Genomic DNA, 20,710 nt, shown 5'->3' with positions numbered 1-20,710 from the left:
TTTATAACGATTTTAATCTTGGCATGAAAACTGACTGGATAAGGGAAACCTGCAAGCAGTCATAAAGTCCAGGAGTTGTCCTTATGCTAAGCGTTCAAGATCGCGCCATCATCAAAGCCACTGTGCCCCTGCTGGAAAGCGGTGGCGAAGCCCTGATTACCCATTTCTACCGGATGATGCTGTCCGAGTACCCCGAAGTTCGCCCGCTGTTCAACCAGGCACATCAGGCCAGCGGCGATCAGCCCCGCGCCCTGGCCAACGGGGTACTGATGTATGCCCGGCACATCGACCAGTTGGATCAACTGGGGGATCTGGTGGCCAAGATCATCAACAAGCATGTGGCCCTGCAGATCCTGCCGGAGCATTACCCCATTGTGGGGGGCTGCCTGTTGCGGGCCATTTCCGAAGTGCTGGGCAGCGAGATTGCCACTCCTGAAGTGATCGATGCCTGGGGCGCGGCCTATAACCAGTTGGCGGATATCCTGATCGGTGCCGAGGCGGCGATCTACGACCAGAAGGCCCAGGCTCCGGGCGGCTGGCGTGGCGCGCGGGCATTCGAGCTGGTGCAGAAGGTGCAGGAGAGCGCGGAAATCACCTCGTTGTATTTCGCGCCGCTGGATCAGGGGCCGATCCTCGCCGCCGAGCCGGGTCAGTACATCGGCTTGCAGCTGTTCATCGACGGTCAGGAGGTGCGGCGCAACTACTCGCTGTCGGCACTTTCCAACCAGGGGCAGTACCGCATCAGCGTCAAGCGCGAACCCGGGGGAGTGGCCTCCAACTACCTGCATGACCAATGCCCGGTGGGCACCCGCATCATGCTGTTCCCGCCTGCCGGCGAGTTCACCCTGGCGGCAAGCACCAAACCGCTGGTCCTGATCAGTGGCGGCGTGGGCATCACCCCGACCCTGCCGATGCTGGAGGCGGCGCTGGCCACGGAGCGTCCGGTGCATTTCATCCACTGCGCGCGCAACGGCCAGGTGCATGCGTTCCGTCACTGGGTCGACGAACTGGCCCAGCGTTATCCACAGCTCAAGCGCTTCTACTGCTATGCCGAGGACGACGGTGTCAGCCCGGCGGCAGACCAACTGGGGCTGCTGACCCGGGAGCAGTTGGCCGACTGGTTGCCGCAGGAGCGAGATCTGGATGCCTACTTCCTCGGGCCCAAGGGATTCATGGCGGCCATCAAGCGCCACCTCAAGGCCCTGGGCATTCCCGAGCAACAGAGCCGGTATGAGTTCTTCGGCCCGGCGGCGGCCCTGGAATAACCCGGCCGGCTCCTGCGCAACCCGGCCCCGCAACGGGGCCGGGTTGTTAATCCTTGCTTAACCTGCCTGTCGTTAATTCCCCTCGATGCCGGGATGGCGCTGCCATCCCGGCCTTTTCGTTCGTGTGTCCCCCTGGCCCGTAAACCTTGGGTGTTGCCTTCGATGCAGTGCATTCAAAGGTCATGATCAGCGTGTAGACTTCCGGGCACCCGATGGCAATCAGATCAACTTCGCAATTCAACCCGCGGGCTGGCGTGACCAGCACGGCTACGCCGGTTGAGCAGACAACAGAAAAAGGAATAGGGATGAGTGACGACAGACTGCGTTTAGGGCGTGAACGGCGCTTCCTGGTGCTGCTGGGGATTATCTGCCTGGCGCTGATCGGCGGGGCCCTGTACATGCAGGTGGTGCTGGGCGAGGCGCCTTGCCCGCTGTGTATCCTGCAGCGCTATGCCTTGCTGCTGATCGCTCTGTTCGCCTTCATCGGGGCGGCCCTGAGCTCGCGACGTGGGGTGACCGTGATGGAGACCCTGGTGGTCATCAGTGCCATCGCCGGTGCCGGGGTGGCCGGGCACCATGTGTACACCCAGTTCTACCCGGCGGTGAGCTGCGGCATCGATGTGCTGCAGCCCTTTGTCGACAGCCTGCCGCTGGCGAGCATCTTTCCCCTGGTCTTCCAGGTCGACGGTTTCTGCTCCACGCCGTATCCGCCGATCCTTGGCCTGTCCCTGGCGCAATGGGCGCTGCTGGCGTTCGTGCTGACGGTGATCCTGGTGCCCCTGGGCGTCGTTCGCAATCGCAAGAAAACCTACTGATTCATCCGGAAAAGCCCCGGTCCCTCAACAGGGGCCGGGGCTTTTTCATGTCGTTCATCCGGCTGTTGAAAAGTCCGTGATTTGCGGCAAGTGAGGGGGCGGTAAAAGTGCGACATGTTGTCACACTGTCGCGGTCGCACAGGGGCGGAGGGAGGCCGGCAACAGACTGCATATCGGGTAATCGGTTCCCCTGAAGTCTGTCACTTTGTGTAAATCCCCAGGCTGGGTTAAATCCATAGCCTGCTATCTATACATCTCTTCACAAAGCCCGTTTTACAAGGGTTGAAGCCCTATCCAAGGCGGCTTTCAGCCGCTCGTTCGGCCTGTTGAAAGGGGGCGCTGGAAGTCCCTTTTGGGGCTTTTTGTTGAGAATAAAAATCGATATCATTCCGATCCTTCGCAATAATCGTGAGGGATTGTTGCGCCGGGGGATAAAAATTATTTCGGGATAAGACATGGTTTATAAAACGCGACATATCTACAATCGCCCGCACTGAATTTCCGACGCTGCTCATCCCTGAGCACACGAGGACGGTCGAGGGGCGGATTGAGCGCTCCGTGCGACTGCGGGTGTCGGCGCCTTCCAAACTTCCGCACCAAATGGAATTGGTCTGTAACAAGGCCTTTGACCACGAGATCGAATAAGAACCACTGCTAGCCCGGGATGTGTCGTTGAGCGTTTAACGCAACGGGCAGGCCCTTATTCAATTGAAGAAAAATGCCAACCCTTGGCAGGGTGAAGTGTTGGCGATCAAAACCCAACTGCATTGCGCAAGCTGCTTTAGAGGTCGTGAGATGAGTAAAAACAGGTACCCCAGATTACTAGGCTTATTGCCGCTGCTCGGCATGTTAATGCTGGGAGGCTGCAAATGGACCTTGCTTGATCCCAAAGGTCAGGTTGGTCTGGATGAACGAAACCTGATCATCACGGCAACCATCCTGATGCTGCTGGTGGTTGTGCCGGTCATCATCATGACCTTCGCCTTCGCCTGGAAATACCGCGCCTCGAACAAGGACGCGACCTACGCGCCCAAGTGGTCCCACTCCACCAAGATCGAGATCGCGGTGTGGCTGGTTCCGGTGCTGATCATCATTGCCCTGGGTTATGTCACCTACAAGTCGACCCACGCCCTGGACCCGTACCGTCCGCTGGAGTCCGACGCCAAGCCTGTGACCATCGAAGTGGTCGCCATGGACTGGAAGTGGCTGTTCATCTACCCCGACCAAGGCATCGCCACCGTCAACAAGATCGTGTTCCCGGCCCATACCCCGGTGAACTTCCGCGTCACCTCCGACACCGTGATGAACTCGTTCTTCATCCCGGGCCTGGGCGGCCAGATCTACGCAATGGCGGGCATGACCACCAAGCTGCACCTGATTGCCAACCAGAACACCGAACTTGAAGGGATCTCCGCCAACTACAGCGGCGCGGGTTTCACCGGCATGAAGTTCAAAGCGATCGCTACCAGTCAGGAAGATTTCGACGCCTGGGTAAACGAAGTCAAAAAGGCACCTAAACAGCTGGACACCGCTGAATACGAAGCCCTTTCCAAGCCGAGCCAGAACAATCCTGTCGAGCTCTACTCCGCCTACGCGCCGAACCTGTTCCAGACCGTCATCGACAAGTATGAAGGCATGAAACCGGGCAAGCCGCTCAAGCACGAGAAGAAAGAAAAGGAAGTGGCCGCAACCGAAGGGATGGACGTGAGTTCGCATTCAGCTGCCGGGGCAGAGGAGTAAACGATGTTTGGTAAATTAAGTCTGGAAGCGATACCGTTCCACGAGCCGATCGTCATGGTGACCGTTGCCATGATCCTGCTCGGTGGTGTGGCGCTGTTCGCGGCAATCACCTACTTCAAGAAGTGGACCTACCTGTGGACCGAGTGGCTGACGTCCGTCGACCACAAGAAAATCGGTGTGATGTACATCATCGTCGCCATGGTCATGCTCCTGCGTGGCTTCGCCGACGCCATCATGATGCGTACCCAGCTGGCCATGGCCACCGAGGGTTCGCCTGGCTACCTGCCACCTGAACACTATGACCAGATCTTCACCGCCCACGGTGTGATCATGATCATCTTCATGGCGATGCCATTCTTCACCGGCCTGATGAACCTTGTCGTGCCGCTGCAGATCGGCGCGCGTGACGTGGCCTATCCGTTCCTCAACTCCCTGAGCTTCTGGCTGCTGGTATCGGGCGTGGTGCTGATCAACCTGTCCCTGGGCGTCGGCGAATTCGCCAAGACCGGCTGGGTTGCCTATCCGCCGCTGTCGGGCCTGCAATACAGCCCGGGCGTGGGTGTGGACTACTACATCTGGGCGCTGCAGCTATCGGGTCTGGGGACAACGCTGACGGGGGTCAACTTCCTGGCCACCGTGCTGAAAATGCGTACCCCTGGCATGAAGATGATGGACATGCCGATCTTCACCTGGACCTGCACCTGGGCCAACGTGCTGATCGTGGCTTCGTTCCCGATCCTCACCGCCACCCTGGCACTGCTGACGCTTGACCGTTACATGGATTTCCACATTTTCACCAATGAACTTGGTGGCAATCCAATGATGTACGTGAACCTGTTCTGGGCCTGGGGTCACCCCGAGGTGTACATCCTGATCCTGCCGGCGTTCGGTATCTTCTCCGAAGTGATCTCGACCTTCTCGGGCAAGCGCCTGTTCGGTCACCACTCGATGATCTACGCTTCCGGCGCGATCTCGATCCTGGGCTTCATGGTTTGGCTGCACCACTTCTTCACCATGGGTTCGGGTGCCAGCGTCAACGCCTTCTTCGGCCTGGCGACCATGCTGATCTCGATCCCGACCGGGGTGAAGCTGTTCAACTGGCTGTTCACCATCTACCACGGCCGTCTGCGCATCACCAGCCAGGTTCTGTGGACCCTGGGCTTCATGGTGACCTTCGCCATCGGCGGCATGACCGGCGTACTGCTGGCCATTCCGGGTGCGGACTTCGTCCTGCACAACAGCCTGTTCGTGATCGCTCACTTCCACAACGTGATCATCGGCGGCGCGGTGTTCGGCTACATCGCCGGCTTCAGCTTCTACTTCCCGAAAGCCTTCGGCTTCAAGCTGCATGAAGGTTGGGGCAAGGCTGCCTTCTGGTTCTGGATCTCGGGCTTCTTCGTCGCCTTCATGCCGCTCTACGCACTGGGCTTCATGGGCATGACCCGTCGTCTGAACGCCACCACCAACCCTGAGTGGGTGCCATACCTGTACGTGGCCATGGTGGGTGCACTGATGATCGCCGTGGGCATCGCCTGCCAGCTGATCCAGCTGTACGTCAGCGTGCGTGACCGCAAGCAGAACATGTGTGTGTCCGGCGACCCTTGGAACGCCCACACCCTGGAATGGTCGACCTCGTCGCCACCACCGTTCTACAACTTCGCGGTACTGCCGAAAGCCGAAGGCATCGACCCGTTCACCGAAGCCAAGGAAAACGGTACTGCCTACGCGCAGCCTGGCCGCTACCAGCCGATCCACATGCCTAACAACACCGCTACCGGTGTGGTCATGGGGGCTCTGCTGACCGTGTTCGGTTTCGCCATGATCTGGCACATCTGGTGGCTGGCCATCGCAAGCCTGGCCGGCACCGTGATCTATTTCGCGATCCACGCTGCCCGTGATGATCAAGGCTACATGGTGCCGGTCGAGACGATCGAACGCATCGAAGCCGAGCAGCACAAGCGTCTGGTATCGGAGAACAAGATCCCGGCTACCCGTGTTGAAACCTCGTTGGAACAGGCTTAATCCATGTCGAACTTAGTGACCAATGCTGGACACGCCCATGTCGATGACCATGGGCACGATGACCATCACCACGACTCGGGCGAGATGACCGTATTCGGTTTCTGGCTCTACCTGATGACCGACTGCATTCTGTTTGCGTCGATCTTCGCGGTATACGCGGTACTGGTTAACAACGTAGCGGGTGGCCCGTCGGGCCACGACATCTTCGAACTGCCTTACGTACTGGGCGAAACCGCTCTGCTGCTGTTCAGTTCGATCACCTACGGCTTCGCCATGCTGGCGTTCTTCCGGGGCAACAAGAAGCAGGTACTGGGCTGGCTGGCCATGACCTTCCTGTTCGGCCTGGGCTTCATCGGCATGGAGATCAACGAGTTCCACCTGCTGATCTCCGAAGGCTACGGCCCTAGCCGTTCCGGCTTCCTGTCCGGGTTCTTCACCCTGGTCGGCACCCACGGTCTGCACGTGACCAGCGGTCTGATCTGGATGGCGATCATGATGTACCAGGTGCAGAAAAACGGCCTGACGGCGACCAACAAGACCCGTCTGAGCTGCCTGAGCCTGTTCTGGCACTTCCTGGACGTGGTGTGGATCTGCGTATTCACCGTTGTTTACCTGATGGGGACTATGTAAATGGCCAACACACACTCCCACGACGAAGCCGGTCACGGCAGCGTCAAGTCCTACGCCATCGGCTTCATGCTGTCGGTCATCCTGACACTGATCCCGTTCGGCCTGGTGATGTACCCGTCGCTGCCCAAAGACGTGACCCTGTGGATCGTCCTGGCGTTCGCGGTCATCCAGGTGATCGTTCACCTGGTGTACTTCCTCCATCTGGACCGTTCCGCGGCGCAGCGTAACAACGTCATCGCGTTTATCTTCGCGGCGCTGGTCATTGTTCTGCTGGTTGGTCTGTCGTTGTGGATCATGTTCAGCATCCACACCGTCATGATGGCCAAGTGAGGTAAACCCGATGTCGCTCAAGCACTTTATCCAAATCACCAAACCGGGGATCATTTTCGGTAACGTGCTTTCTGTGGCAGGCGGGTTTTTCCTGGCCTCGAAAGGGCATGTCGATCTGGCCATTTTCCTGGCCGCCATGATCGGCACCTCGCTGGTGGTAGCGTCCGGTTGCGTGTTCAACAACTGCATCGACCGTGACATCGACCTGAAGATGGAGCGCACCAAGAACCGCGTGCTGGTCCAGGGCCTGATCTCCCTGGAAGTGGCCCTGGTCTATGCCTCCCTCCTCGGGATCGCCGGCGTCGCCCTGCTGTACTACGTGGCCAACCCGTTGGCCGCGTTGTTCGCGGTAATCGGCTTTGTCATCTACGTCGGCCTCTACAGCCTGTACCTCAAGCGCAAGTCGGTTCACGGCACGCTGGTGGGCAGTCTGTCCGGGGCCATGCCGCCGGTGATCGGTTATGTGGCCGTGAGCAACAGCTTCGACATGGCCGCGCTGACCCTGCTGGTGATGTTCAGCCTGTGGCAGATGCCGCATTCCTACGCCATCGCGATCTTCCGCTTCAACGATTACCTGGCCGCATCGATTCCGGTGCTGCCGGTGAAGCGCGGCATTCGCGTGGCCAAGAAGCACATCCTGCTCTACATCCTGGCGTTCCTGGTGGCGACCCTGATGCTGACCTTCAGCGGTTACGCCGGCATGAGCTACCTGGCGGTAGCGGCGGCGATGGGCATGTACTGGTTGTACATGGCCTGGACCGGCTACAAGGCGGTGGATGACACCGTGTGGGCGCGCAAGCTGTTCGTGTTCTCGATCTTCACCATCACCGCGCTGAGCGTGATGATGTCGGTGGATTTCAAGGCCCCGACCGAGCTGTTGCTGACCTACGCGCACTAAGCTGTCCAGGCCACAGAAAAGCCCCGCCTTCGTAAGACGCGCGGGGCTTTTTTTATCCGCTGGCGCGACGGTCACATCATTTAAAGCTTTTCGGTCCGAAGGCTCCACCTGGCCGGGTAAAATGCGCCGCTCGTGGATGAACCTGAGTGGATGCAATGCAAAGCCGTATTGAAATGAACGACAGCCAGGAGCGTTACGGCGCGGTCAGTCGTGGGTTGCACTGGGCCATGGCGCTGGCCTTTGCCTGGATCTATTGCTCGACCGCCGCCCATTACCTGCTGGAGGATTCGGCACTGGACAAGTTCCTCTGGCCGACCCACAAGCAAGTCGGGCTGCTATTGATGGGGCTGTTGCTGGTGCGGCTGTTCTGGAGCCTGCTGAACCGGCATCGTCGGCCGCCGAGCCTGAACCTGGCCGCGCGCCTGGGGCATGGGCTGCTGTATGCCGGGATGTTCGCCATCCCGTTTCTCGGGCTGCTGCGCCAGTACGGTTCCGGACGAGCGTTTTCCGCCTTCGGGCTGCCGGTGATGAGTGGCTTTGAAGGGCCGAAGATCCAGTGGATGACCGACCTGGGCAACAGCTTCCATAGCCTCCTGGGCTGGACCTTGCTGGTTCTGATCGTCGGTCATGTGGCAGCGGTGATCCTGCACTGCGTCAAAGGCCAGGGGCATATCCTGCGGCGCATGGCCGGTAGCACGACCTCGGCTTGAGGTATCGTCGGAGCAGAGAAAACCCCGTCTTCGAGAGAAGGGCGGGGTTTTTTATTTAGAACCTATTGATGGGAGATCAGGATGATATTCAGTGCCAGATCATTTTGTCTGGTTGCTGCTCATGTATCTCTTGAACAGTGATCTTGCGCCGTAAGCGGGCAAGATATTGAAGAGTGCAAAAAACACTTTTATCGCAATCTGAAAAAAGATCATGTTGAGGATGTCGCTGTTCTTCATCAATCCATAGAAGGCGATATAGCAAAACAGGAAGCTGTCGATAATGACCGCGAAGAAGGTGCTGAGGAATATTCGCAAGAACAAAAATCTGGAATTTGTCAGCTCTTTTATCTTGCACAGCAAGTATGAGTTTATGTTTTCAGAAACAAGGAATGAAACAGAGGAGGCTACCAGTACGGATGACACCTGAATGATCACTTCATTGTAGGGCGTTTCAAGCTTCCAGCCTGGCATCCCTGGCAGGAAGGTCGAGCCGTAGAGCAGGATGAAAACCGTGGATGTGCTAGCAAATGCAAAGAAAATGGCTCTTCTGGCTAACCGAAGTCCAAAGTTTTCGTTTAACAAGTCGACGATCAAAAAAGTAATGGAGTAAAGGAAGGTGCCAGGAGTAATGATGATGTCCAGCGACTCCAGATAAATGGGTTTTGTCGCTGCAATACTGGTGAATATATAAAATGTGACGAGCAACAAGTTTAGGATTATATAAATCATCCATGAGTTCTCATGGCGATCGTTCAGGTCGTATGCGGTCAGCGTGTCTCCCTGGGAATAGAGCTTTCGATACAGATTCTTGATTTCCGTTTTGTTCAGGTTATCCATTATTTCACTGTTCAGTACCTCTCTTAGCTTGATTCTGATGACCTTGCCTGTAGCAATGATCATGATTACGGCAAGTTTTTTATTGTTCTCGAAACCCAGAAGTTTGTATTTGCTGTTTTCGATTTCGCTTTCATGGACAGTCATTGAACCGCTCCTCAATGATATCGCCCACTACAATCATGCGATCTGAGTCGGGACAAACATCATTCAAGATGAGCAGCCTGCCTGTCAGTTTGTCGTAAGCCAGTTTTTCTTTGTCGTCGGTCGAGGAGCCCTTTTGTACGATCAACAGATCGCCGGGTTCATTCATTCCGTTGATTTCGTTCTCCAGCAGCACCGCTATCAGGTTGTAGGAAGTGCCGAAGTAGTAAGTCAATGGATAGAGCGTCGCCAGTTCCCCAATGCGTTTGTCCATGTTGGCCATCAGCAGGCTCTCCTTGATGATCGGAACGGCCGCCGGGTTCATGTTTCCTTGAGGGGAGATGCTGCTCTCGATGATCTCCTTTTCTTCAAAGTCGACAGTCTCTATTTCTTCGTAGGAGACGCCGAAAAAGTCAGAGATTTTTCGAATGGTGGACTGCTGTACGTTGGTGACCTTGCCTTCCAGAATGTTGTAAATGGTCGTTCTGGTCAGCCCACTGGCGTTGCACAAAGACAGTTGTGTCTCACCACGGCTTTTTATCAAGTACTTGATGTTGCTTTTTAAATGCTCGGTTCTTTCTCTTTTATGCATCAGATACTCACCACTTCCTTTTGGCCGTAACCCATTGAATCTTTGCAAGTTATAGAGCCGTATCAGGCATTCAGTCGCCCGACGCCGAGACGAGATCGGCCAGATCAATGCGGTAGATGTATGTCGGATTTTTCGAAGTCTGTACCAACCTGTGCTCCTTTAGCCGGACTGCCTCCATCCTGGGGGCTTTCGCAGTCGGTTTCTTGAGTGATCCTGCCTTTGGCAGGAGTTGGATCAGCGTCACCGAGGAAAAATTGTCGCATGCGCCGGCCATGACAATACAGTCCCGCAGGCTTGGCGTCATGGCTCTGGACCATGAAGGTACTCGCTAGCGCAAGGCTGAGGCTGCCCTTCCTCGATAAGAAAAGCATCATTTAATTTGGAAAATGTTTAATTCTTTGATTAATTTTGTTGCGCCTTATAGAGTCTGACGCCGAGGCTTGGATAAGCCCGATGCAGGCAAACGAACGTGATATCCAGGAAGCGTGCTGTCGTTCGTGGCGCGCAACACTCAAGGAAGGGACACAGAACAATGGCAGCTGACACTGAACCACTCAGGACCCAGGCCGACCTGCTGCGACGCGGTTTGGCCGACCTGCGAACCGAAGATGCCGAGCTGGCAAACATCCTCGATGCGGAAGTCACGCGTCAACATCACACGCTGTCGTTGGTTTCATCCTCCTGTGCCGCCGGTCCCCGGACCTTGGCCGCCTCGGCCTCGGCGCTGGTCAACGTCACTCTGGAAGGCACCCTTGGCCGACGTCATCACCCCGGGTGCGGGAACGCCGACCGGGTCGAGTCGCTGGCGATTCGGCGGGCCCAGGCGCTGTTCGGTGCGCAATACGCCAGTGTGCAATCGCATTCGGCCTCCAGTGCCGTTTACCAGGTGCTCACGGCCCTGGCCGAGCCCGGGGATACGATTCTCGGCATGGCTCTCGACCACGGTGGGCAACTGACTCACGGCAGTGCGCTGGCTTTCACGGAGGCCCATTACAAGGCCATCCGCTACGGCACCACGTCCCTGGGCAACATCGATTACCAAGAAGTGCGGCAACTGGCGCTGGCCCATCGTCCGCGGATCATCCTCTGTGGTGCGACGGCCTACTCGCGAGCTCTGGATTTCCAGCGTTTGCGGGCCATCGCCGATGAAGCCGGGGCGCTGCTGCTGGCGGACATTTCACACATCGCCGGGCTGGTGGCCACCGGGCGCCACCCGAGCCCGATCGATGCGGCGCACGTGACCATCACCTGCACCCACAGGCAACTCGGAGGGCCTCGTTCAGGGCTGATTCTTTCCGGACGGGACGCCGACACCAAGGTGCCCGGGCTGCGCTCGACCTTGCGCCGCATCCTCGATCAGGCGGTTTTCCCGGGCATGCAGGGAGCGCCCATGGTGAACATGATCGCCGCCAAGGCGGCCGCCCTGGGCCATGCCATGTCTCCCCAGTTCGATGCCTATATGGGGCGGGTTCGCGACGCGGCGGATGAAATGGCCAGCGCGTTCATGGCTCGGGACTATGAGGTCGTGGGCGGGGGCACGGAGAACCATTCGATTCTGTTGCGGTTGCGGGGAGGCATCACCGGGGCCATCGCCGAGTCGGCGCTGGAAACCTGCGGCATCATCGTCAACAAACTGCGCGCTCGTGGGGAAACCCGCTCGTCCTTTGTCGGCAATGGGCTGTGCATCGGCAGCGGCTCCGTCGCTCAGCGCGGCATCGATCCGCAAGGCTGTCGTCAGGTCGTCGAACTGGTCGGTCGGATCCTGGACAAGGTGACGCCCCTTGGCGAACGCGGATATCAGCTGGAACCCGTGCTGCAGGAGCAGTTCCGCCTGGAGGTGCAGGCTCTGTGCCTGAGGTATCCGATTGCCGATTACCGGGATAGCTGAGGAGCAGGCCAAGCCCCGACTTCGTTGTGAGGTACGGGGCTTTTTCTTGGCGGCTTGGGGTGGCTTCGCGAGCAAGCTCGCTCCTACAGGGTCGGGTTACAGCTGCTGTTGCGCGCTGTAGCCTTCGAATGCGGTCTGCTGCTGGATCGCGGTGATGATGTTCTTGCGGGTCGCTTGCTGCTCGTTGCCGTCCTTGTCGAGGAACATCTCGCTTTCCAGTTCGGCCTCGTCGCCTTCGCCGACAAAGCTGAAGCCGAGGAACTCGAAGGCTTCGCGGTCGACGTTGGCCTTGGAGCGCGGGCGCATCGGCAGGGTGACGCTGATGCCGTCCTTGCTGATGGCGAACACTTCCATTTCCTTCTTCGGCCGCGCCTTGCTCTTGCCGCCGCTGGGGTTGCTGATGGCCTGGTGCGTCTGGTTCAGCACTTTCAGGGCCAGGCCGTAGACCAGTTCCTGGAAGTCCGGGTCGTCCTTGTAGCTGGAGAGAATCCGGCTGATGGGGAATTTCTTGCTCAGGTCTTCCAGGGCGGCCAGGTCGGCGGCCTCGGCGTCTTTGAGTTGCTTGAGCTGGCCCATGAGTTCATAGGCGGTGTCGTCGTCAAAGCGGTCGTGGGCCTGGCGAATCGCAGCACGCAGTTCGCGAATCTGGTCACTTTCTTTCGAGGTGTGGAAGGCGTCGAGCACCATCTCGCTGATGGTCTTGGCCTGGGACACGTGTTGTGAAAGATGAATGGCGTTTTCGTACTCGGCCTTGTTGGACAGGGCGATTACGGATTCTTCGGTGTTGGAATCAGGCATTGAACATCCACTACTTGGTTTAACAGGTTTGAGGCGCGAAAGGCCCAGGGGGATTTTCGGGGGCGCCTAATCTATTGGACCCGGACCCTAATGTCACGGACCAAGCGACCCGCCCAACAGGACCGTCCCTACAGACCGGTTTGCACGGCGAAGATTCCCCAGTGCTCCAAGGGCATGGCCGCACCGCTTTCAGGCGTTGAGCCGCAGTTGCCGGAAGTTGCGGAACAGCTTGAGTGCTCGCCCGCAGAACAGACCAACGGTAAAGCCTGCGGCGGCGCCACTGATAGCGAGCATCTGCACGCTGGCGGCCTGTTCGGGGTGCACGGCGGTTTGATAGCCGATCCAATACTTCACGGCGAAGAACAGCAGCGAGATGGCGAGGATCTTCACGGTGCCAGGCACCAGGATCGCCTCGCCGCCGGACTCCAGTAGCACGCCGACGCTGGAGAACAACAGCATCGCCAGCAGGCTGCCGAGTGCGGTACTACCGGCCCAGGCGCCCAGCGCCAGTAACGGATGCTCGCCGAGATTCACCGACCACAGCGACCAGACCAGCAGGATCACCGGTGTCAGCAGCAGCGAACGGCGGCTCTCGCGAGTGCTGGCGAGGGCACGCAGACCGTAGTAGCAGACCAGGGCGAAGACCGCGTACACCCACAGGGGCGTGCCTTGGAGGATATCGAGCATCTATAGCGTCCTTGCTTCAGCGGAAAATGAGCGATCCATGGTGCGCTTTGTATCCGCCGACGTGAAGCCTTCGCCCTCGGCACAGCTCACCGCAGCCGCTTGCGGCTGAAAACGTGCCGCTTGAAGCTCAGTGCACCTGCGTATCGCTGACCCCGGCCTCCAGTTCCTGGCGCAGATCGCTGCCCCGACGGGCGATGAACACCAGTTGCGCGGCATGCTCGGTGGGCTGCCCTGTGGCCAGGGTGAACTGGCTGCGGTTGCCCACATGCTGCAACCAATAGGGTTGTTCATTGCCTTCCAGGCGCACCAGGCCCTTGAGGCGCAGCAGGTCGGCGGGCAGGCGCGCCAGCCAGTCGCGCAGGGCCTTGGGCTGCAGCGGCCGCGAGCTTTTCCACACCCAGCTTTCGAACAGTTCGTCGTGGGCCTGGGGCAGGGCCTTGAACAGCACTTCGGTGGAACGCACCGGCGGCGCCAGCAGCAGCTCGGGTGGCAGTTCGGCCTGCACCGTTTCGAATACCGGGGCGCGGCCGCCGAGGCTGGCGCGGATGCTTTGCAACTGCTCGGGGCTCACCAGGTCGGCCTTGTTCAGCAGCACCCAGTCGGCGCAGGCCACCTGGGCCCGGGACAGCCGGGCCATTTCCCCTTCCAGGTCCTGGTAGCCGCTGGCGTCCACCAGGGTGATCACTGCGTCCAGGTGCAGACGGTTGCGCAGTTGCGGGTAGCCGATGGTCTGCACGATGCGCTGCGGGTCGGAGACGCCACTGCACTCGATGACGATCCGTTCCAGGGCCGGGCGCAGCTTGGACAGGCTCACCAGTTGCGCCAGCAGGTCCTCCTGCACGGTGCAGCAGATGCAGCCGTTCTGCAGGCTGTACACCGCGTCGGTGACCTCGGCAATGATCGCCGCATCGATGTTCAGCTCGCCGAAGTCGTTGACGATCACCGCCAATCGGCCGCTGTCGGCGCGCTGCACCATGCGGTTGAGCAGGGTGGTCTTGCCGGCGCCGAGAAAGCCTGCAACCACGGTCACCGGAATGCTCGGGGTGCTGTTCATTGTTCCTTGCCCTCGATCACCGGTGGCAGGCCTTCCCACACCGCCTGCAACGGCGTGTCGCTGAAGATGCCCTGGCGGTCGTAGACCAGTTGCCCTTCGACGAAGGTCAGTTGCACCTGGGTGTGGTGGATGTAGTTGCGCGGCCCTTGAGCGAACAGGTTGCGGTCGAGGACGATCAGGTCCGCCGACTTGCCCACCTGCAGGCTGCCGGTCAGGTGTTCCAGGCCCATGGCGTGGGCGCCGTTGAGGGTCGCCACTTGCAGCGCCTGCTCCAGGCTGATGGGGTCGCCGAAGGTGTCGGGTTCCTGGTTCCACGGGTTCTGCCGGGTGACCATGGTTTCCAGGGCCAGCCACGGGTCGATGGACGCCACCGGCCAGTCGGTGCCGAACACCGCGATGCCACCGGCGGCCAGCACGCCCTTGAAGTCATAGATGCGCTTGAGGCGCTCCTGGCCGTAACCGGAGCGGGCACCGCTGGCGAACGGCGTCGGGTACCAGGCCGCCGGGGAGAACTCGGCAATCACGTCCAGGCTCTGGAAGCGCTTGAGGTTGCCCGGGTGCAGCAGGGTGCTGTGGGCGCATTGGTGACGGATGCCGCTGTTGCCGTTGCGCCGCCGGGCTTCGGCCACGGCGTCGAGGAACACGTCGGAGGCGCCGTCGCCGGTGCAGTGGGCGATCACCCGCAGGCCGCGCTTGTCCATGTCCACCACCATGTCGGTGATGTGTTCCGGGGTCAGGTTGAGCTTGCCGCGCCAGCTCGACTCTTCCGGCCAAGGGGTCAGCAGATAGGACGACTTGGGCTCCACGGTGCCGTCGAAGTGGAACTTCACCGCGTTGGCATTCAGGCGGGCGCTGCGATAGAAATGCCGCTCGCCGCTGAGCAGCTCCCAGCGCCGACGCACCGGGAAGATATCGTCCTGCCAACTGATGGCCGCCTCCACCCGCAGGGTCAGCTCACCGGCATCGTCCAGTTCCTTGAGGGCCTGCAGGCGGTTCTCGCAGACGTGCACGTACTTGGTGGCGGTGACCCCGCGAGAGGTCTGGAAGTGCACGCCATCACGGTAGGCGCGGCGCAGTACCGACACCGGAGTCGGCGGCATGGCGGCGTGGATTAGGGCGTAGGCGCCGTCGATCAGCAGGCCGTTGGGTTCGCCGGTCAGTTCATCGCGCTCCAGGTAGCCGTTGCGCGGGTCACTGGTGTGGCGATCGATGCCGGCCAGTTCCAGGGCCTTGGAGTTGACCATCATGGTGCCCCACATGCGGTCCAGCAGGGCCACCGGACGGTCCGGCATGACGCTGTCGAGCCACTCGCGGCCCGGGGTCAGGCCGGCTTCGCGGAAGGTGTAGCGCACCCAGTACTGGCCGTAGATCCAACCGTCGCCGGGGTGGCTGTCGGCGTAGGCATGAATCGCCGCCGCCAGTTGCTCGGGAGTCGGGTCTTCGATGCCCACGTCCAGGTCGTCGGCGTAGCGCGGCGCCAGGGCCAGGTCCGGGTGGGTGTGCATGTCGTGCAGGCCGGGCATGCAGAAGGCCCCGTCCAGATCGTGTTGACGGGTGTTGGGCCCGATCAGCGAAGCCAGGGAGGCGAGGCTGCCCACTGCGATCAGCTTGCCCTGGCGGATGGCCACGGCATCGGCCCAGGGCTGGGCCGGATCGAGGGTGTACATCCGGCCGTTGTGCAGCACCAGTTCGGCGTATTGATCGACGGCGCTATGGGTGGAGTTGAATTGGTCGGAAGCGGTCACGGGGTCAACCTCTCAAGCAGGGGGGCCCTTCAAAGGTGGGCAAAAAAGTGAGGCGCAGCAGTGTTCTTGTCAGCGTTACAAGGGCCGCAGGGGCGGCCCGAGTCATGCGTTCAGCGCGTGGCGTCCAGGGTTTCGACAAAGCCGGCGATGCGCTGGCAGGCGTCCTTGAGCACGTCGTCGGCTACGGTGAAGGAGATCCGCACGAAGCCCTCGGCACTGGCGCCGAAGGCCTGGGCGTCGAGCACCGAGACCCCGGTGGCGCGGAACAGCTGCCAGGCGAAATCCATGCTCGACAGCCCGGTACGACGCACGTCCACCAGCATGAACATCCCGGCCTCGGGCTCGCGGCAATCGAGCAGGTGCACCGGCTTGAGGCCCGCCACCACCAGGTCGCGGCGCCGGCGATAGACCTCGCGGGCGCTGCCGATCACTTCTTCATCCAGCTCCAGGGCCTTGAGCGCGGCTTCCTGGATAAACCCGGGCAGGCCGTAGAGCATGCACAGCAGCAGGTTGTCCAGGTGCCCGACCAGGGCCGGCGGGGCGATCACCCAGCCCACGCGCCAGCCGGTCATGGCGTGGGTTTTCGACAGGCTGTTGAGGATCACCGTGCGCTCGGCCATGCCTGGCATCGAAGCGATGCTCAGGTGGTCGCGGTCGTAGGTCAGTTGCCCGTAGACCTCGTCGGAGATCACCCACAGGTCGTGCTTGCGCGCCACTTCGGCCACGGCTTCCAGCTCCTCGCGGCTGTAGACGTTGCCGGTGGGGTTGCAGGGCGTGGCCAGGGCGATGCCCCGGGTCTTGTCGGTCAGCGCCGCTTCCAGCGCGGCGGCGGTCAGGCGGAAGCCGTTGGCCGCCGGCTGCTGGACGCAGGCGATCTGCGCCCCGGAGGCATGCACGCATGCCTCGTAGGTCAGGTACATGGGCTCGGGCACCAGCACTTCGTCGCCACTGCCGAACAGGCACAGGCAGGTGGCGAACAGGCCGTTCTGCGCACCGGCCACCAGGGCCACGTTGTCGGCACTGACGTCGATGCCCAGCAGGCGCCGCTGCTTGGCGGCAATCGCCTCACGCAGGGCTGGGCGACCCAGGACGTGGGTGTAGTGGGTATCGCCTTGCTCCAGGGCAGCGCTGGCGGCGGCGCTGATGCGTTCGTCGGTGGCAAAGTCCGGATCACCGACGCTGAGGACGATCACATCCTCGCCGCGCCCCCGAGCCTCGATGGCCGCGTAGTGAATATCCCAGGCGCTGACGGATTCGCCGCTGATGCGCTGAACGAAAGGTGAGTAACGCATGCTGTTCTCCTCACGGGCGTGGTTGCCCGCGCAATAAATGGGTTCAGGCCTGACGCTGTGGCCGCTGAGTCTGCGAGGCGTTGCCCAGGCGTGCGCACAGGTGTTCGATGACAAAGGCCAGGACGATGTAGATCAGCGCCACCGCCAGCAGCGGTTCGTAGACCTTCAGGGTCTGGGCCCGCACCAGGTTGGCGGCGCCGAGCAGGTCGGTGACCGCCACGGTGGAGGCCAATGCGGTGGCCTTGAGCAGCAGCACGCATTCCCCCACCAGGGTCGGGCGTACCAGCTCCAGGGCCCGGGGCAGCCACACCCGGCGCAGGGTCAGCCAGTAGCCCATGCCATAGGCGCGGGCGGCTTCCAGCTCGCCCCGGGGCACGGCCCGCAGGCCGCCGCGCAGCACTTCGCCGACATAGGCGCCGACACTCAGGGTCAGGGCCAGGGCCACGTACCAGAAGCCTTCGCGCAGGTAGGGCCAGAGAAAGCTGCCGCGGATCGGCGGGTAGGCGGTGAACAGGCTGCCGACCCCGTAGTAGAGGATGTAGATCTGCACCAGCAGCGGCGTGCCGCGGAACACACTGATGTAGAACTGCATGGGCGCACGCAGCAACGGATTGCGCGACACCCGGCCCAGGCCCACCACCACCGCCAGGGCAAAGCCGCAGACCCCGCTCAGCAGCAGGAGCTTGAGGGTGATGCCCAGGCCGCGCAGCAGTTCGGCGGAAAAACCGTTGATCCAGGAAAAGTCCATTCGAGTCTCCTAGTACTGGGGCAGCCAGCGATTGGTGCGACGCTCGAGCACCCGGAACAGGCTGCCGGACACCAGGGTAATGACGAAATAGAAAGCCGCGACCGCCAGGTAGAACACCAGGTAGTGCTTGGTGGAACCGGCCGCCTGTTTGCCGACTGAAAGCAGTTCGCTGTAGCCGACGATGCTGATCAGCGCGCTGTCCTTGACCAGTACCAGCCACAGGTTCGACAGCCCGGCCATGGCGTAGGGCAGCATGCTCGGCAGCAGGATGCGCCGCACCAGCAGCCAGCGCTCGATGCCGTAGGCCCGCGCCGCTTCGATCTGGCCGTGGGGAATGGCCTGGATCGCGCCGCGGATGATCTCCGCCGAATAGGCGCCCTGGACAATCCCCAGCACCAGTACCGCGGCAATGAAGCCGTTGACCGTGACACTTGGCCGGTCCATGGCGGCCATGGCCATGTTCAACAGGTCAGTGCCGGCGTAGTACAGCAGCAGGATCAGCAGCAGCTCGGGCATGGCCCGGTACAGGGTGGTGTAGACGTTGGCCAGCTTCACCAGCCAGCGTGGGCCCTTGAGCTTGATCATCGCCACCAGCAGGCCGATGCCCAGGCCGAGGACGAAGGCCCCGGCGGAAATCTGCAAGGACACCAGCGCGCCCTGGGCCAGGGCGCCGAGCCAGCCGTCGGCGACGAACAGTTGGGAAAGGTCGGACAGAGAAATCATGACGTATCCAGTCAACGCCGGCGGCCCGCGCGAGCGGGCGCGCCGGACGGCTTAGTTGGCAGAGATGTCGACGCTGAAGTAGCGGCTGCGGATCTTGTCGTAGGTGCCGTCGGCCTTGAGCGAGGCCAGGGCGGTGTTGATCCGCTGTTGCAGGGCGCTGTCGCCCTTGCGCAGGCCGACGCCGATGCCGGAACCGAACAGCGGGTCTTTCGGCGCCAGGCCCTTGTCCGCCAGGCCGGCCCCGGCGGTGGTCTTGAGGATCGGTTCGATGGTCAGGGCGTCGGCCAGCATCACGTCGATGCGCCCGCTCTGCAGGTCGGCGATCATGTCGTCCTGGGTGGTGTAGTAGCGCAGGGTCGAGGTCTTGCCGTAGTAGGTCTTGGCGAAGGTGGCGTTGGAGGTCGAACCCTGCACGCCGATCAGCTTGCCCTTGAGGCCCTCGGGGGTGGTGACCAGTTCCAGGCTCTGGTCGGCGACCCACATGGCCGGGGTCTGGTAGTAGGGCGCGGAGAAATTGATGACCTTCTCGCGCTCCTCGGTGATGCTCAGGGAGTTGAGAATGGCGTCAATCTGGCTCGATTGCAGGGCCGGAATCAAACCGTCCCAGGCCACTTCCTTGAGCGGACACTGGGCCTGCATGCGTTCGCACAGGGCCTTGATCAGCTCCGGTTCGAAGCCGCTCCAGTCGCCGTTGCCGCTTTTCATCGAGAACGGCGGGTAAGGTTCCAGGGCGATGCCGAAGACGATCTTGTCGGCGGCCACCGCGTGGCTGGCCAATGCGCTGAACAGGCAACCGGTGGCGAGCACCTTGAGCAGGTTTTTCATGGCTTTACCCTTTATCGAAGTTGTTGTTTTCAAGGATTGAAGCGGGACGTCAGACGCGGTTTTCCTGGGCCATGACGAATTGCCGGCAGCGTTCGCTGACCGGGTTGAGGAACACTTGTTGCGGCGGGCCTTCCTCTTCCACCAGCCCCTGGTGAAGGAACATCACCTTGCTCGACACATCCCGGGCGAAGGCCATTTCGTGGGTCACCAGGATCATGGTGCGGCCTTCCTCGGCGATGCCCTGGATGACCTTGAGCACTTCGCCCACCAGTTCCGGGTCCAGGGCCGAGGTCGGTTCGTCCATCAGCAGTACCTGGGGGCGCATGGCCAGGGCCCGGGCGATGGCCACCCGTTGTTGCTGGCCGCCGGAGAGAAAGGACGGGAAGGCGTCGCGCTTGTTGGCCAGGCCGACTTTTTCCAGCAGGTGTTCGGCGTGGGCGATGGCGTCCTTGCGGTCTTCACCGAGGACATACACCGGTGCCTCGATGACGTTTTCCAGCACGCTGCGATGGGGCCACAGGTTGAAGCTCTGGAACACCATGCTCAATTGCGTGCGCAAGCGTGCCACCTGGGCCGGGTCGGCCACCTGGGGGTTGCCGGCGCGATCGGTCTTCAGGCGCACTTCTTCGCCATTGATGCGCAGGCTGCCGCTGCAGGGGATTTCCAACAGGTTGATGCAGCGCAGCAGGGTGCTTTTGCCCGAGCCGCTGGAGCCGATCAGCGACACCACTTCACCTTCATTGGCGCGCAGGGCAATGCCCTTGAGCACGTGGTGATCGGCGTAGCTCTTGTGCAGATCATCGATCGCCACCACGGGATTGACGGAGTTGGGCTGCGATTGCAAGGGTCGACCCTCTTGTTATTGTGCGATGGCCGGGCAGTACCCGGCACAGGGTAGGGCTGGAGAATTAGCCATCGATGGCCTGGGGTCAATCGAGCATTTTTAGCCCGATGCGGTAATTTTTTTCAG

20 protein-coding genes are annotated in these 20,710 nt (G+C 60.9%); 9 read left to right on the top strand and 11 right to left on the bottom strand.

Features of this window, described 5'->3' with window-relative positions; genetic code table 11:
- The first annotated feature begins 83 nt into the window (after nucleotides 1-83).
- The 8 genes from hmpA to PST29_RS24585 all read left to right on the top strand — a co-directional run bounded on the left by hmpA (nucleotide 84) and on the right by PST29_RS24585 (nucleotide 8,410).
- Nucleotides 84-1,265, top strand: coding sequence for an NO-inducible flavohemoprotein (hmpA, locus tag PST29_RS24620; RefSeq protein WP_060844564.1), 1,182 nt, complete (start codon nucleotides 84-86; stop codon nucleotides 1,263-1,265).
- A gap of 305 nt (nucleotides 1,266-1,570) precedes the next feature.
- Nucleotides 1,571-2,080, top strand: coding sequence for a disulfide bond formation protein B (locus tag PST29_RS24615; protein WP_060840945.1), 510 nt, complete (start codon nucleotides 1,571-1,573; stop codon nucleotides 2,078-2,080).
- A 795-nt stretch (nucleotides 2,081-2,875) separates the two neighbouring features.
- Nucleotides 2,876-3,820: a ubiquinol oxidase subunit II gene (gene cyoA / locus PST29_RS24610; protein WP_060840944.1), complete on the top strand. Its 945-nt coding sequence runs from the start codon at nucleotides 2,876-2,878 to the stop codon at nucleotides 3,818-3,820.
- Nucleotides 3,821-3,823: 3 nt separating this feature from the next.
- Entirely contained in the window at nucleotides 3,824-5,842 is a 2,019-nt protein-coding gene (gene cyoB / locus PST29_RS24605; RefSeq protein ID WP_047305998.1) for a cytochrome o ubiquinol oxidase subunit I, read from the top strand.
- 3 nt (nucleotides 5,843-5,845) lie between these two features.
- On the top strand, nucleotides 5,846-6,472 hold the full coding sequence (locus PST29_RS24600; RefSeq protein WP_011063285.1) for a cytochrome o ubiquinol oxidase subunit III: 627 nt from the start codon (nucleotides 5,846-5,848) through the stop codon (nucleotides 6,470-6,472).
- The gene (gene cyoD / locus PST29_RS24595) at nucleotides 6,473-6,802 is read left to right on the top strand and encodes a cytochrome o ubiquinol oxidase subunit IV (RefSeq protein ID WP_060844563.1); all 330 of its coding nucleotides are present in this window, start codon (nucleotides 6,473-6,475) and stop codon (nucleotides 6,800-6,802) included.
- A gap of 10 nt (nucleotides 6,803-6,812) precedes the next feature.
- Nucleotides 6,813-7,700, top strand: a complete 888-nt coding sequence (cyoE, locus tag PST29_RS24590) for a heme o synthase (RefSeq protein ID WP_060840941.1) — start codon at nucleotides 6,813-6,815, stop codon at nucleotides 7,698-7,700.
- Nucleotides 7,701-7,855: 155 nt separating this feature from the next.
- On the top strand, nucleotides 7,856-8,410 hold the full coding sequence (locus tag PST29_RS24585) for a cytochrome b (RefSeq protein ID WP_060840940.1): 555 nt from the start codon (nucleotides 7,856-7,858) through the stop codon (nucleotides 8,408-8,410).
- 99 nt (nucleotides 8,411-8,509) lie between these two features.
- On the opposite strand, the gene PST29_RS24580 is transcribed toward PST29_RS24585, so the two are convergent.
- Complete coding sequence (locus tag PST29_RS24580; protein WP_060844562.1) at nucleotides 8,510-9,391, bottom strand: queuosine precursor transporter; 882 nt, start codon at nucleotides 9,389-9,391, stop codon at nucleotides 8,510-8,512.
- The gene (locus PST29_RS24575; RefSeq protein ID WP_060840938.1) at nucleotides 9,378-9,980 is read right to left on the bottom strand and encodes a helix-turn-helix transcriptional regulator; all 603 of its coding nucleotides are present in this window, start codon (nucleotides 9,978-9,980) and stop codon (nucleotides 9,378-9,380) included. Before PST29_RS24575 ends, PST29_RS24580 begins: the two co-directional genes overlap by 14 nt.
- Before the next feature lie 532 nt (nucleotides 9,981-10,512).
- On the opposite strand from PST29_RS24575, the gene glyA reads away from it, so the two are divergent.
- A complete protein-coding gene (gene glyA / locus PST29_RS24565) occupies nucleotides 10,513-11,868 on the top strand; it encodes a serine hydroxymethyltransferase (RefSeq protein WP_060844561.1) in 1,356 nt (451 codons plus the stop codon).
- A gap of 96 nt (nucleotides 11,869-11,964) precedes the next feature.
- Here glyA and PST29_RS24560 read toward each other — a convergent pair whose 3' ends face one another.
- The 9 genes from PST29_RS24560 to PST29_RS24520 form a co-directional block, all read right to left on the bottom strand.
- The gene (locus PST29_RS24560) at nucleotides 11,965-12,666 is read right to left on the bottom strand and encodes a hypothetical protein (RefSeq protein WP_060840935.1); all 702 of its coding nucleotides are present in this window, start codon (nucleotides 12,664-12,666) and stop codon (nucleotides 11,965-11,967) included.
- A 189-nt stretch (nucleotides 12,667-12,855) separates the two neighbouring features.
- Nucleotides 12,856-13,353: a DUF6622 family protein gene (locus PST29_RS24555; protein WP_060844560.1), complete on the bottom strand. Its 498-nt coding sequence runs from the start codon at nucleotides 13,351-13,353 to the stop codon at nucleotides 12,856-12,858.
- Nucleotides 13,354-13,480: 127 nt separating this feature from the next.
- Nucleotides 13,481-14,407 carry a CobW family GTP-binding protein gene (locus PST29_RS24550; RefSeq protein ID WP_060840933.1) on the bottom strand — a complete coding sequence of 309 codons (927 nt, stop codon included), beginning with the start codon at nucleotides 14,405-14,407 and terminating at the stop codon, nucleotides 13,481-13,483.
- The gene (locus PST29_RS24545; RefSeq protein WP_060844559.1) at nucleotides 14,404-16,152 is read right to left on the bottom strand and encodes an amidohydrolase; all 1,749 of its coding nucleotides are present in this window, start codon (nucleotides 16,150-16,152) and stop codon (nucleotides 14,404-14,406) included. The genes PST29_RS24550 and PST29_RS24545 overlap by 4 nt, the downstream gene beginning before the upstream one ends.
- Before the next feature lie 110 nt (nucleotides 16,153-16,262).
- Nucleotides 16,263-17,444 carry a pyridoxal phosphate-dependent aminotransferase gene (locus PST29_RS24540; RefSeq protein WP_060844558.1) on the bottom strand — a complete coding sequence of 394 codons (1,182 nt, stop codon included), beginning with the start codon at nucleotides 17,442-17,444 and terminating at the stop codon, nucleotides 16,263-16,265.
- A 43-nt stretch (nucleotides 17,445-17,487) separates the two neighbouring features.
- A complete protein-coding gene (locus tag PST29_RS24535) occupies nucleotides 17,488-18,192 on the bottom strand; it encodes an ABC transporter permease (RefSeq protein ID WP_060844557.1) in 705 nt (234 codons plus the stop codon).
- Between the two features lie 9 nt (nucleotides 18,193-18,201).
- Nucleotides 18,202-18,915, bottom strand: coding sequence for an ABC transporter permease (locus tag PST29_RS24530; protein WP_060844556.1), 714 nt, complete (start codon nucleotides 18,913-18,915; stop codon nucleotides 18,202-18,204).
- Between the two features lie 51 nt (nucleotides 18,916-18,966).
- Nucleotides 18,967-19,740: a transporter substrate-binding domain-containing protein gene (locus tag PST29_RS24525; RefSeq protein WP_060844555.1), complete on the bottom strand. Its 774-nt coding sequence runs from the start codon at nucleotides 19,738-19,740 to the stop codon at nucleotides 18,967-18,969.
- Nucleotides 19,741-19,789: 49 nt separating this feature from the next.
- The gene (locus PST29_RS24520; protein ID WP_016966681.1) at nucleotides 19,790-20,584 is read right to left on the bottom strand and encodes an ABC transporter ATP-binding protein; all 795 of its coding nucleotides are present in this window, start codon (nucleotides 20,582-20,584) and stop codon (nucleotides 19,790-19,792) included.
- Nucleotides 20,585-20,710: the final 126 nt, after the last annotated feature.

It is taken from the genome of Pseudomonas sp. St29, assembly GCF_001547915.1.
Taxonomy (GTDB): Bacteria; Pseudomonadota; Gammaproteobacteria; order Pseudomonadales; family Pseudomonadaceae; genus Aquipseudomonas.
Note: the sequence above shows the minus strand (reverse complement) of the source record. Positions and strands in the feature narration are given on the sequence as shown.